This window comes from Marinobacter sp. KM021 (genome assembly GCF_050707965.1).
In the GTDB taxonomy this organism is placed as follows: domain Bacteria; phylum Pseudomonadota; class Gammaproteobacteria; order Pseudomonadales; family Oleiphilaceae; genus Marinobacter; species Marinobacter shengliensis.
Window position 1 is genome coordinate 1024018 of record NZ_CP136129.1, and the last position, 12494, is coordinate 1036511.

Consider the following 12494-nt stretch of genomic DNA (forward strand, 5'->3'; position numbering starts at 1 on the left):
TAGCTATGAAGCGAGTTCAGGTAATCCTCATGCTGGTGTTGGCCAGTTTTGTGCCAGCGCATTCCAGTGCCCAGGATTCAGGTCTGACATTACCCGAGCAGGCCGACGTGCGCATCATTGTTGATATCTCCGGCTCTATGAAGGAAACCGACCCGGAGAACCTTCGCCGGCCGGCGGTACGCTTGTTGGCTCGGATGCTGCCAGCGGGTGCCGAAGCCGGTGTCTGGACCTTTGGCCAGTATGTCAACATGCTGGTACCCCACGCCACTGTTGATGACGCCTGGCGTAACAGGGTGATAGAGCGTTCCGAGCAGATCAATTCCGTGGCCCTCTATACCAATCTCGGGCTGGCTATGGAAAAGGCCAGCGACGACTGGTTGTCTGGCGGAACACTGGAAAACACCCACCTGATTCTTCTGAGTGACGGCAAGGTTGATATTCCGGGCGGTGAGGCTGCCAGCCGTGAAGAGGAGCGGCGTATCCTTGAAACCCTGCTGCCTTCCCTGAAAGCCAAAGGCGCCACTATCCATACTGTCGGCCTGTCGGAGTTGGCAGACATCACCTTCCTGCAGCGCCTGGCCCGGGAAACCGGCGGCAGCTTTCAACTGGCCAAAACCGCTGAAGCGCTCAACCTGGCGTTTGCGGATGCCCTGAACACGGCCGTACCGCAAGAACAGATTCCCATTGAGGGCGATGGCTTTGCGGTGGATGCTGGCGTTCGGGAATTTACCGCTTTGATCTTCACGGGCGGCTCTGACGCCGAAGCACGAAGCCTGGCCCTTTCTGAGCCGGATGGCGAGCCGTTCACGGCCAATAATCTGCCAGACAACGTGCGGTGGGCTGTTGAGCCGGGTTACGACCTGATTACCGTAACTGAACCGGCCGCCGGGCGATGGCGTATTGTTGGAGACCTCGGCCAAGGTAGCCGGGTGACGGTTGTCAGTGACTTGCGCATGGCCGTGAGTGAGGTGCCATCAGAATTCTCGGAAGAAACGCCGTTCAATCTGGAGGTCGTGTTTTTCGAGGAATCCGAGAAGATCAGGAATCGGGATTTTCTGGGTGTGATGCAGGTAAGCCTGTCGATCACCGCCAATGATGGCCGGCGGGGCACCAAGGTGCTGTCTGGCGACCAGCCTCCGGAAGATGGCGTGTATCGGGATACCGTGACGCGGCTGCCTGCTCCCGGGCGGTATCAGATTGATGTGGTGGCAGACGGCGGTACATTCTCCCGGAAATTCAGTGCAATGACCGCTTTTACATTGCCGGGTGAGGAACCTGAGCTGGCGGTGGTGTCTGAGCCCCTGGTACCCGACCTCAGTGAACGGGTTGAGCCCGAGGCGCCGGCTGAGCCAGAACCGGTCGAGGTGCCGGCGCCTGTCGCAGACCCCGAACCAATGCCTGAGCCTGAGCCTGAACAAGCAGAAGCTCCCTCGGAGCCACAACCGGAACCGGTTCACGTACCGGAAAAAGGCACTTTGTGGGGAATACCGGTCTGGGCATTTGGAGCGGGTGCAGCCTTACTGGTGGTCATTATCGGGCTGGGGCTTTTCGCCTGGCGCCAGAAAAAGTCCATTGCCGAGGCTGAGCAGGCCGCCGCAGCGGAGAGAGAGACCCTGGAGGATCTGCCGGAGGAGGAGCCGGAGATCCCTGTGGTGGCAGCAGCTGTGTCAGACAGCGAACCGGATGAAACGCCGGAGCCCGAGGATATCCCGGAAATGACCGAATCGCTTGAACGCGATGAGGTTCCGGAAACGGAAGATGACCAGATTCCCGTTGCCGATGATGCGGTTAACGAAGAGCCGGAAGACGATGAGACTTTGGCCGAGACTGATCCAGAGCCAGAGCCAGAGCCAGAGCCAGAGCCAGAGCCAGAGCCAGAGCCAGAGCCAGAGGAAGACGACGATGATGAGTTTGGTCTTGAAGACTTTGACTTGTCTGAGTTCGATGATCTGCCAGACCTGGACGAATCAGAGGCGGATGACGAGGCCACGGACAAGTCCGAGGCCGACGACACCGATAAAGACGACGAAGATCAGAAAAAGTAACCAACAGGAAACAGACACATGAAGTTTACCGGTACCGATAAATACGTAGCCACCGATGACCTGCAGATGGCTGTAAACGCAGCAATCGCGCTCCAGCGCCCGTTGCTGATCAAAGGCGAGCCCGGCACCGGAAAAACCCTGCTGGCAGAAGAAATGGCCGCGGCGCTGGGTATGCGCCTGATTCCCTGGCACATCAAATCCACCACCAAGGCCCAGCAGGGCCTGTACGAGTATGATGCGGTATCCCGCCTTCGTGATTCCCAGCTGGGCGATGAAAAGGTCAAGGACATCCGCAACTACATCGTCAAGGGCAAGCTCTGGGAGGCCTTCGAGGCCGATGAGCAGGTGGTGCTCCTGATCGATGAAATCGACAAGGCCGACATCGAGTTCCCGAACGATCTGCTGCTGGAACTCGACCGCATGGAGTTCTTCGTATACGAGACCCAGGAGTTCGTGAAAGCGAAGAAACGCCCGATTGTGGTCATTACCAGTAACAACGAAAAGGAGCTGCCGGACGCCTTCCTGCGCCGGTGCTTCTTCCACTACATCAGCTTCCCGGACCACGACACCATGAAAGACATCGTGGATGTGCATTTCCCGGGCCTTCAGCAACAGGTTGTGCGTGATGCCCTCGAAGTGTTCTTTGACGTGCGCAAGGTGCCCGGGCTGAAGAAAAAGCCGTCCACCTCGGAGCTGATTGACTGGTTGAAACTGCTGATGGCCGATGAGCTGTCTGCCAAGGCGCTTCAGGAGAAGGACAGCAGTTCTGCACTGCCGCCTCTGTATGGCGCCCTGGTGAAGAACGAGCAAGACGTGCACCTGCTGCAGAAGCTGGCGTTTATGGCACGTCGCCGCAACTGATCTCTGGCAAGAGTTTCGCTTTATGTTGATCGATTTTTTCCTCGAAGTGCGCCGGGCCAAGGTTCCGGCCAGTCTGCGAGAGTTCCTTGACCTGCTGGAAGCTATCCAGCAGCGTCTGGCGTTCGCAGACATGGAGGAGTTCTATTACCTGGCACGGGTGTGCCTGGTGAAAGACGAAAGGCACTTCGACAAGTTTGACCGGGCCTTCAAGGCGTATTTTGAAGGCATCGAGAACCTTGATGATCTGCTCGAAGCCCTGATTCCCGATGACTGGCTAAGGGCCGAGTTCGAGAAGCACCTCACCGAAGAGGAAAAAGCCAAGATTGAGTCCCTGGGTGGCCTTGAGGAGTTGATTGAAACTTTCAAGAAGCGCATGGAAGAGCAGAACGAGCGCCACGCCGGTGGCAATAAATGGATCGGTACCGGCGGAACTTCACCCTTTGGCGCCAATGGCTACAATCCTGAGGGCTTCCGCATTGGCCAGAAGAACGGTCGCCATGGCCGGGCCGTCAAGGTCTGGGAGAAACGGGAATACCGTGATCTGGACGACAGCATCACCCTGGGGCTACGGAATATAAAGGTGGCGCTGCGTCGGTTGCGTAAATTCGCTCGACAGGGTGCGGCAGATCAACTGGATATGGACGACACCATCCGTTCCACCGCCCGCAACGCCGGCTACCTGGATCTGAAAATGGTGCCAGAGCGGCACAACGCGGTGAAGGTTCTGATCTTCTTCGACGTCGGCGGCTCCATGGACCCGCACGTCAAAGTATGTGAAGAGCTGTTCTCCGCCGCCAGGCTCGAGTTCAAGCACATGGAGTATTTCTACTTCCACAATTTTATCTATGAGAGTGTGTGGAAGAACAATATTCGCCGCATGAATGAGACCCTGAGCACCTGGGACATCCTGCACAAGTACACTCCGGACTATAAGGTTATTTTTGTTGGGGACGCCACCATGGCACCTTATGAGATAACGCATCCGGGTGGATCCATTGAGCACTGGAACGAAGAAGCTGGCGCTACCTGGTTCCAGCGGGTGTCGGAGCATTTCCGCAAGGTGGTTTGGCTGAACCCGCTACCGGAAAGTTACTGGGGTAGCGGTGGTTCGCTGGGCATAACCAAACAATTGGTCAATAATCATATGTACCCTCTGACCATTGAGGGACTTGAATCCGCCATGAAACACCTGAGCAAGTAGTTCGGATCGAGGTGGGCGGATAAAAAAAGCCGATGCGGTTGAGGGCATCGGCAAAGCTCGGCATATTCAAGCGGGGGTTGCCAGAAGGCGCTCCCGCCGATTTCCCCGTAGCAAGCCTTGGGCCACCCGAAATTAGTTTATAATTATCAATTAGTTACTCTTTTTGCTCGGTCATGTCGACCGGTCTTTCCCGCTCCCGCCTTTTGTTCTGTCAAATAACTCGACACTTATTAGTCGACCCTGCAAAACGCCGTTTTCAGATCGCCAGCAATTCACCGGTCTTCGTTGATTCATCCGGCAACGCCAAAATTGACCATAAAATAGCCAGCATCAGTCGTAAATACCGCTCATTTTTATAAGGCCAAAGAAGCTCGGCGAGCTTCCTCAGAACTTTCCTCAGGTTCAGGCCCACGCCGCACAATACCGCGTGTATCTTGTCGCCCGTAAACCCTCTGAGGAAGTTCCGGAACATCAGGCCGTCACTTTTCAGGTGTCCGATGATCGGTTCGATACTGTTTCGCCGGTGTTGCTGATCGGGGTGGGCCTTGCCGCGTCCTCTCCGTTTGCCGGTGATATGAATTTTGGAGAGGAATGTGCCCTCGCTACCACGGTAGCCACAGTCAGCCAGCAGATGCTCCGGCATCTTGCTGGTGTGCAGAAGCACTCGTTTGAGCGCCGTATCGACGGTATGCCCATCGTAGGGGTTGCCAGCCAGTGCCTGGCAATCCAACACGAAGCCCTCTTTGGCGGTGGTCACCACGCTGACCTTGGAACCGAACTCATAGCGGGTGCGAGCCTTGCCTTTAGCGATACACACCACCTCCGGTTCGTGCAGGCTGTATAACCGGGGTTTGACGGTGCGGTCGCCGTACTGATTCAGCAATCGCAGTGCCTGGTGGAGCTTGTGGTTCAGACGCTCGGAACGTTGTTCTATCGTGCGCTGATCAACAATGGCCTCACAGACCTTACCCAGATTCCGGTGCATCTGGCGCAGTACCTTGTGCATCCGCTTGAACTGCCGGGCATGAGCGTAGCGGCCCACCTGCCAGACCATGCCGGGTAATCCCTTGCAGAAGGTCTGGCGGAATTTGATGCCTTCATCCTTTGCCAGAGCCACCAGTTGGCGATGGCAACGACCCGCCAGGCGGGCGTCGCTGGGATAGGCAATCGCCTTGGGCATGACGGTGGTATCGATGACGGCAACCTTGAGGCTTTCCGGGGCGATGACGCCGGTATCCTGGCCCAGGGCGATGCTCATTTTCAGAAGCTCACAAGCGCCGTTTTCGCCGATGCGATGGCGGAACCGCATCATGGTGGTTTCGTCCATGGGCAGTCGGTGCTGGAAGATCACCTCGCCGCAGAAGTGTTGCCAGTAGGGGTTCTCTACCCAGCGATCCAGCACATCACGATCGGACAGCGCGTACATGTGCTTGAGCAACTGTAAGCCCACGTGTAACCGGATGGGCAGCCCTGGACGCCCGGCTTGCACCGCATACAACTGGCCGAAGTGCTGTTCGCAGGCAGACCAGTCGATACGCTTTCCCAGCTGCACCAACTCGTGTCGGGTATTGAGGATGCCTTCGAGGTAGGTTTCCAACAGATCTCGCTGTGGTGCCTGGCGCTTATCCCGTGGAATCATGGCGTTTTCTTCCGGTTTTTGGGCGAAACGGAGAGATTTATGGTGGAAATTATACCCTGAAATCAGGCCAACTTATTGCCTTGATTCAGGTTTTTACTTTTGCAGGGCCGACTTATTATTACGCCACTGCCGGTGAAAGTTTCATTTGGTGAATTGGATACCGTTCTTGGTTGTTAGCGGGTGTTACTCTTTATTTCGAATTGTAACGGTGCCCGGTTATGCCGGGGCCCGAGATCGCACGGCAGGAAAATTATGTTCGGCAAACAAAAATCACAACACTGCCGGATTGTCCCAGGGACCAAGGGGCTTTGGATATCCGGAATGATTGCCGCACTGGCATTCGGCTCTGTTTCAGCTTCATCGCTGGACGATGAAATCAACCGCCTGACAGCGGACGTTACCCGTCATTCGGCATCGGTGCATGCCCTTGAGCAACGCTTGCTGCACCCGGTGGATACCCGAGTCTCGGTGTTCCTGACCCTGGGAAACCGGCAGGCACTCAATCTTGATTCTGTTGAACTCTTTATCAACGATCAGCCCGTAGCGTCCCATCTATACAGCGCCACAGAGCGAACGTCGTTGGAGCAGGGTGGGGTGCAGCAGCTATTCGTTGGCAATATGGCTGACGGCAACCACCAGCTGAAGACGGTGATCAACGCCCGGGCTGCCAATAAGCGCTTTGTCCGCCGTGAGGTGGTTCACCGGTTTGATAAACGCCCGGGTACCTTGCGCCTGCAGATGAATCTCGATGCCCGGGCTCCGGACTACGAGCCGGAAGTCACGTTCCAGGAATGGAAGTAGCCGATCATGACGGGACCTGTTCGCAACGTTCATTGCGCTGCCCGGGCTTTGCTGGTGCTTTTTACCCTGGCGGTGCCTCAGGCAGGAGCCTCGGAATCTGAGCCGACAGAGCTGGCCGCTGGTGTTGCCCGGTTTGCGCTGGACACCGGGAATATCGCACAGGCTATTCCTCTGGCTGGCCAGGTCAAAGGCGATTCCGCCGACTACCTTAGCGCGCGAGTATTGCTGGCCAGTGGCCAGACCAGCGAGGCGAAACCGTTGCTGGAGCGTGTGTTCAACAGCAACGTTCATCGCGCCGATGCCGCTCTGGAGCTTGCCCGATTGGCAGAGGCAGAGAGTAATCAGGTCGAAGCAGTGCAGTGGTATCAGGAGGCTGCCCGAACCGGGTTTGGCGAGGTGCGCCAGAGAGCACTGCTGAACCTTGCGGAAACACAGCGGCAGCAGGGGAAAACGGATCGTGCCGGCCAATACCTTGCCAGTATGGACAACGGATACTGGGCCGCAGTGGGCTATATGAACCTGGCGGGCGATTTCGCCCGGGATGACCTTGATCCATCAAGGGCCCTGGTGTCTTTGAGGGTTGCCATGGCCATGGCTGCGAAAGACCCCGACAGTGCCCGTAGCGCGGATCTGCGCAATCAGCTTTATCTCCGGGCAGGCTATTTGTCTGTGCGCAATCAGGATTACGACAAGGCCACTGACTTCCTTGAGAAAGTCTCTCTGGAGAGCTATTACACCCCCCAGGCCTTGTACCTGCATGGTTTTGCCTTGTCCGAAAAGGGCAATCACCGGGCGGCGATGCAGAGCTGGCACCGTGCCAAGAAATTCCCGCTGGCGTTTCCCGGGGTGGCCGATGCCTGGATCGGAATGGGCCGTGGATACGATCTGGCGGGTTATCCGGGGCAGGCCGGTGAAGCCTGGCTTGCTGCCAACGCAGCCTACGAAGGGGAGCGGGTAACGCTTGGTTCGCTCGCAGAGCGAATCCGTGCTGAAGGTGCCTACAAGGCGTTGGTGGCAGACGCACGGGGCGCTGATACCCAATGGTTCCTTGCCGACAGCCGAACGTTGACCCAGCCCCGGCTGGCTTACCTCCTTCGCTTCCTTGAGAGCGCCGAGGGGCAGGCGGCGGTTGGCCGGGTAGCCCGGCTTGATGATCTGGCGTTCTCGCTGGAGAGCAGCAAGCATGATCTCGATGTATTTATCGGCGCCCTGGAAAACAACCATCATGGTGGTGGGGGCAGCCAACTTGCCGCGTTGCAGGAGCAGCAAGACACGTTAACCCGGCAACTTGAACAGCTTACGGATCGCCCATTGAGTGCAGATCACATCGCCCGGCTCCGGCAGTTGCAGCGTTTGCTTCAGTCTGGTGGGCAGCGTCTGTCGTCCTTGCCCCGTCGTGAAGCCGGCAGGCAAGAGCAGTTGCGGGACAACCTTGCCGAGGCCCGGCAATTGCGGGGCGAGATCTCCAGCCTGCAGACCCGTGTGAGCAAAGCCCGCGCCCGGGCTGCTGACTACCTTGATAAAAAGGCACTGGCCCTGGTTGCCGCTGAACAGCAGCGGATGGCCCACTCCCTGGATAAAACCGAACAACAGATTGCGCACCTATACGAGTATCTTGCGCTGGAAAACATCGGGGAGGCTGCCCGATGAATCGTCAGTTTGTGCGTCGGTTGTCGCTCGCTGTCATCCTGATATCTGCAGTTCCAGGTGGGAGCGTAGCGGCCCAGGAATCGTTCCGTGTGGAACTCGGCCGGGATGGCGAAACCCTGGGCGATATGCGCCCGGTGTTTCTCAAGTTTGAAAGCCGCCCCCTGCCTGCAATCTCGCCGAAAGAGGTGGCTCGTCGCTATCAGAAACTGTTCGAGAAGTCCGACGAACCTGAAGTCCGTATTGATGCGCTGAATCGCCTCAATAATATCCGAGACCGTTCCGGCCAGGATATTGGCTTCTCCGATGAGCAGCAGTCGGCGGTCTATGAAGAGGCTCTGGCCAGCTATGAAAGCATCCTGGCCCGCGGATCCTTCTCCGGCAAACTCGACGAGTTGCTCTATCAGATGGCCAAAGCCCATGCACTGACTGGGCAGCATGAAGAGTCCATCCAGCGACTCAGACAGCTGGTGGGCCTGTACCCTCGCTCATCACTGGTGCCGGAAGCCCGGTTCCGGATTGCCGAAGCCGCCTATAACACCGGCGAGTATCAGGAAGCGGAAACCGGGTATCGGCAGTTGATTGAAGGTGACGGTCACCAGGACCTGGCCATGAAAGCCCGTTACATGCTGGGTTGGAGCCAATTCAAACAGGGGCCCGCGGCCTGGAACCGGTCGGCGGAGACGTTTATGGCATTGCTGGATCAACACCTGCCCAGCGAAGCCACGTTGCTGGATCCGCCGCAGACTGGTTTGGACATGATTGAAGACAGTTTTCGGGTGCTGGCTTTGATGGCCGCCCGGACTGACAACTCTGCGACATTGGCCGCGTGGCTTGGCAACCGAGCGCCAGTGGCCTGGCCGCACCTGCTTTACGACCGGCTGGCAGATTTGCATGCCCTTGAAGGGCGTTTTGATCTGGCCGTTGGCATCAACCAGGCGTTTGCCGGGAACTACCCCGAGCATTCAGCCGCTCCGGATTTCCTGGCTCAGAGTGTGGATTACTGGCGGATGGCGGGCGACACCAGTAAGGCTCGTGAAGCGAGGGCAGATTATGTGGCCCGATACCAATCACAGCCAGAGTATCAAGAGTTGAAGGGCCAACAGCAGGCCCTCTGGCAGGACTATGCGCGCTTCCTCGGGGATTACCATTACGCCGCACAGGATTGGACCAGTGCGGCCGGCTACTATGAAGCACTTGCAGGCCATTCCGGCGACACGGGCAAACTGTTGCATCTGGCCGGCGACGCCCGGTTACAGGCCGGCAATCGTGACAAGGCTCTGGAGAACTATCGCAGCGCCGCTTACGGCGCTCGGGGTTACGGCCAGCCATACGCCGATGCGGCCGAGGCCGGTTGGGCTGCTATCAAGGTGTTGAGATCGACCCTAGAGGAGAGCGCTGCCGGGGCATACCGAGGCGTCTTGACGGAATTGTCCAGTGAAGAGCAACAATTCGGCAATACCTTTGCGCAGGACGCCAGGCTTTCAGGTTTGAGGGCTGACCTGGCAAACCGCTGGTACGAGATTGGTGCTCAGGATGAGGCGCTGGCTTATGCGCGCTCGACACTGGTTCTTGAGTCGGCGAATAACGAAGAACGTTATGCCGCCTGGCTGGTGACCGCCCGGGTGCGTCAGAGGACGGGGGAGTACGGGCTGGAAGAGCGGGCCTGGCGACAGGCGCTGATGCTGGTGGACAGCGCGCCTGATGTGGCCACGACTCAGGATGAACCGGAGCAGATTCGTGAGCAGCTGGCGACCGCCATCTACCGGCAGGGAGAGAAAGCGGCCGCCAGTGGCGACACTGCCGTGGCGGTCGCCCATTTTCAGCGCGTGAATTCCGTTTTACCCGATTCCGAGATTGCCATCCGGGCGCGCTTTGATGCCAGTAATGCATTGCTCAAGGCTTCTGAATGGCAAACGGCCATTAACGAGCTGAACCGTTTCCGGCTCGACTACCCCGCCCATGAGCTCACGGATGAGGTCAGTGAAAAACTGGTCTACGCCTACCACGAATCCCGTCAACCTCTGAAAGCAGCCGGCGAATTGATGGCGGCCTCTGAACGTGCGCAAAACCCCTGGCCGCTGAAGCTACGCGCTGCGGCGCTCTACCACCAGGCCGGTGAATTGCCCGAGCGCAATGCCCTGTATGTGGATTGGCTGGCGGTTGCTCCGGATCCGGATGCGGCGGCTGATCATGTGCAGCAGCAAACCATGCGCCAGAGGTTGATTGAATCCGGTGTTGATTCAGTGCGCCAGCAGAAAGCGATGGTCACCCGTGAAGCAGCTAGCCAGTGGCACTCGGAAGAAACCCTGCTGTGGGCCGGCAAGGCGGCGCTGGCCCTGGGTGCTTCGGTGGCTCAGGAATTTGCTGGCATCCGCCTGGAACATCCCCTGGAGCGGGCACTTGAACGCAAGCAAAAGGCAATGGAGCAGGCCCAGGCCTATTTCCTCGAAGCGGAATCCTTTGCCGGAGAAACTGTGGCATCAGAGGTGCTATACCGAAGGGCCGAGCTCTATCGCACCCTGGCGGCAGACTTAATGGCTTCTGAGGTACCGTCAGAACTCAATGAGCTGGAAGCCATGCAATACCAGATGCTTCTGGAAGAAGAAGCCTGGCCGCTGGAAGAGCGGGCAATGGAATTGCATTCCAGGAATCACGGGCGCATTGCCAGCCAGGGTTTTGATGAATGGATTGGTCAGAGCCTGAAGGCGCTGGCCGTCATGCACCCGGGGCGTTACGACCGTGAACTTCGCTGGATGAGCTGGAACATGGAGGAGAACGAAGGTGCTTAAAGGTTTTCACTACGCGCAACGTGCCCTGATCATCTCGGTTCTGGTGGGTTTGACCGCTTGCGCTACTGGCCCCGGCAAAACCCCCGAGCGGGCCGCGGTGCAGCCTGTGCATTCACCGGAACAGGCGAGAGAGTGGGCCATAAAGGGGGTGAACGCCCATGAGAACGGCGACATCCCTGGGGCCATCAAGGCCTGGCAGACCTCGGTGGCCCTGGACCCCAGCGACGCGACAACGGTCAATAACCTGGCGCTTTTGCTGAAACAGCAAAACCGTTTCCGGGACGCGGCCAACCTGCTGGAGCAGGGCGTGGAGGCGGCTCCAGAGGTTGCCCAACTGCATTACAACCTGGCGGTGATCAGTGAGCTTTATCTGCTGGATCTTGATAAGGCACTGGTCCATTACCAGCGATACCGGGCGTTGACCGGTGAGGAAGACAAGCTGGTCGCCGGCTGGATTGCCGACCTTGAGCGGAGGCTGCAATGAGCATCGGCCGGAATCTTCTCCGCCTCTGCATTGTTGTGCTGGCCAGTGGTTTTTTCCAGGCGGCCACCGCGGAAGACCCGGAACAATCGGCCCTGACAGTGAGCGGTTTGTCTGCCAGCGTGGGGGACGATGACCCCAGGGTGCTTTACATTCTGCCCTGGCAGAACCCGACGCTGCCCAGAAGGCCCAGGGCAGAGCTCAATAGCCAGGCGCCGGAGCTTAACCAACCCCTTTCCCCTCAGGTGCTGGAGAATCATCGCCAGTTCCGGGAATCCCTGAACCCATTGGTCCTGAAGCCAGCCGTGAATGCGGCCGGTCCGGGCCAACCGTGACCCTGCAGTAAACGGAGACAAAGGCATGCTCGATACCATCATTCGATTTTTTCAGGACGGCGGTCCATTCATGTACCCCATTGCCATTGTGTTGGCGCTGGGGCTGGCGATCACGCTTGAACGGTTTCTTTATCTGAGGTCGGTGCGGCGGCGCAACCGCCTGGCGTTTGAGCGCGGTATTCTGCCCGCCCTGCAAAAACGGGACTACCAGCGCGCCATGAAGGCGGCAACCAGTTCCGACAGTGCCATTGCCTCGGTGCTCGGGGCGGGTATTTCCCGGTTGTTGAATAACAGCCGCCGTGAAGATATCGAATACGCTATGGAGGAAGGTTTGATGGAAGTACTGCCGCGCCTGGAAAAGCGCACTCAGTACCTGGCAACCCTGGCCAATGTGGCCACTCTTTTGGGCCTGCTTGGTACCATCATTGGCCTGATCGCGGCGTTCACCGCCGTTGCCGCAGCCGATCCTGCCCAGAAGGCCACCTTGTTGTCGGAAAGCATCTCGGTAGCCATGAACACCACCGCCTTTGGCCTGATATCCGCCATTCCCTTGCTGTTGTTCCACGCCTTGCTGCAAACCCGAACCAATGAAATCGTGGACAGTTTCGAGATGGCCGGGGTCAAGCTGTTGAATATGGTGTCAGATCCCGACGCCGGCAGGGTAGCCGCCTGATGCACTTCGTGTTTCAGCC

Annotated in this window: 10 protein-coding genes; 9 read left to right on the top strand and 1 reads right to left on the bottom strand. The window is 58.1% G+C overall.

All coding sequences use genetic code 11. The features are described 5' to 3' along the window. The first annotated feature begins 5 nt into the window (after positions 1-5). Genes RVM24_RS04820 through RVM24_RS04830 form a run of 3 tightly spaced genes read left to right on the top strand, consistent with a single transcriptional unit; the run spans position 6 to position 4107 of the window. Positions 6-2045, top strand: coding sequence for a vWA domain-containing protein (locus RVM24_RS04820; RefSeq protein WP_431475025.1), 2040 nt, complete (start codon positions 6-8; stop codon positions 2043-2045). A gap of 18 nt (positions 2046-2063) precedes the next feature. Continuing rightward, entirely contained in the window at positions 2064-2906 is an 843-nt protein-coding gene (locus RVM24_RS04825) for an AAA family ATPase (RefSeq protein ID WP_061331101.1), read from the top strand. Positions 2907-2928: 22 nt separating this feature from the next. Continuing rightward, positions 2929-4107, top strand: coding sequence for a vWA domain-containing protein (locus RVM24_RS04830; protein ID WP_061331102.1), 1179 nt, complete (start codon positions 2929-2931; stop codon positions 4105-4107). A gap of 256 nt (positions 4108-4363) precedes the next feature. Here RVM24_RS04830 and RVM24_RS04835 read toward each other — a convergent pair whose 3' ends face one another. Next, complete coding sequence (locus RVM24_RS04835; RefSeq protein WP_374816317.1) at positions 4364-5746, bottom strand: IS5-like element ISHsp1 family transposase; 1383 nt, start codon at positions 5744-5746, stop codon at positions 4364-4366. A 321-nt stretch (positions 5747-6067) separates the two neighbouring features. Between RVM24_RS04835 and RVM24_RS04840 the strand changes: the two genes are divergently transcribed. The 6 genes from RVM24_RS04840 to RVM24_RS04865 are packed head-to-tail and all read left to right on the top strand — an operon-like array spanning position 6068 to position 12475. After that, positions 6068-6547, top strand: coding sequence for a hypothetical protein (locus RVM24_RS04840; RefSeq protein WP_061331103.1), 480 nt, complete (start codon positions 6068-6070; stop codon positions 6545-6547). Positions 6548-6553: 6 nt separating this feature from the next. Further along, complete coding sequence (locus RVM24_RS04845; protein ID WP_061331104.1) at positions 6554-8197, top strand: tetratricopeptide repeat protein; 1644 nt, start codon at positions 6554-6556, stop codon at positions 8195-8197. Continuing rightward, positions 8194-10986, top strand: coding sequence for an outer membrane protein assembly factor BamD (gene bamD, locus RVM24_RS04850; protein WP_061331105.1), 2793 nt, complete (start codon positions 8194-8196; stop codon positions 10984-10986). Before RVM24_RS04845 ends, bamD begins: the two co-directional genes overlap by 4 nt. Next, positions 10979-11470, top strand: coding sequence for a tetratricopeptide repeat protein (locus RVM24_RS04855; RefSeq protein ID WP_061331106.1), 492 nt, complete (start codon positions 10979-10981; stop codon positions 11468-11470). The genes bamD and RVM24_RS04855 overlap by 8 nt, the downstream gene beginning before the upstream one ends. Next, positions 11467-11802 (top strand): hypothetical protein, encoded by a 336-nt coding sequence (locus RVM24_RS04860; RefSeq protein WP_156471715.1) that lies wholly within the window; start codon positions 11467-11469, stop codon positions 11800-11802. The genes RVM24_RS04855 and RVM24_RS04860 overlap by 4 nt, the downstream gene beginning before the upstream one ends. Before the next feature lie 25 nt (positions 11803-11827). Further along, positions 11828-12475 (top strand): MotA/TolQ/ExbB proton channel family protein, encoded by a 648-nt coding sequence (locus RVM24_RS04865; RefSeq protein WP_431475026.1) that lies wholly within the window; start codon positions 11828-11830, stop codon positions 12473-12475. Positions 12476-12494: the final 19 nt, after the last annotated feature.

Bases quoted from the DNA above. Each gene is read 5' to 3' on its own strand.
- RVM24_RS04865 (WP_431475026.1), top strand. From the start codon at position 11,828: ATGCTCGATACCATCATTCGATTTTTTCAGGACGGCGGTCCATTCATG.
- RVM24_RS04820 (WP_431475025.1), top strand. From the start codon at position 6: ATGAAGCGAGTTCAGGTAATCCTCATGCTGGTGTTGGCCAGTTTTGTG.
- RVM24_RS04830 (WP_061331102.1), top strand. From the start codon at position 2,929: ATGTTGATCGATTTTTTCCTCGAAGTGCGCCGGGCCAAGGTTCCGGCC.
- RVM24_RS04860 (WP_156471715.1), top strand. From the start codon at position 11,467: ATGAGCATCGGCCGGAATCTTCTCCGCCTCTGCATTGTTGTGCTGGCC.
- RVM24_RS04835 (WP_374816317.1), bottom strand. From the start codon at position 5,746: ATGATTCCACGGGATAAGCGCCAGGCACCACAGCGAGATCTGTTGGAA.
- bamD (WP_061331105.1), top strand. From the start codon at position 8,194: ATGAATCGTCAGTTTGTGCGTCGGTTGTCGCTCGCTGTCATCCTGATA.
- RVM24_RS04825 (WP_061331101.1), top strand. From the start codon at position 2,064: ATGAAGTTTACCGGTACCGATAAATACGTAGCCACCGATGACCTGCAG.
- RVM24_RS04840 (WP_061331103.1), top strand. From the start codon at position 6,068: ATGATTGCCGCACTGGCATTCGGCTCTGTTTCAGCTTCATCGCTGGAC.
- RVM24_RS04845 (WP_061331104.1), top strand. From the start codon at position 6,554: ATGACGGGACCTGTTCGCAACGTTCATTGCGCTGCCCGGGCTTTGCTG.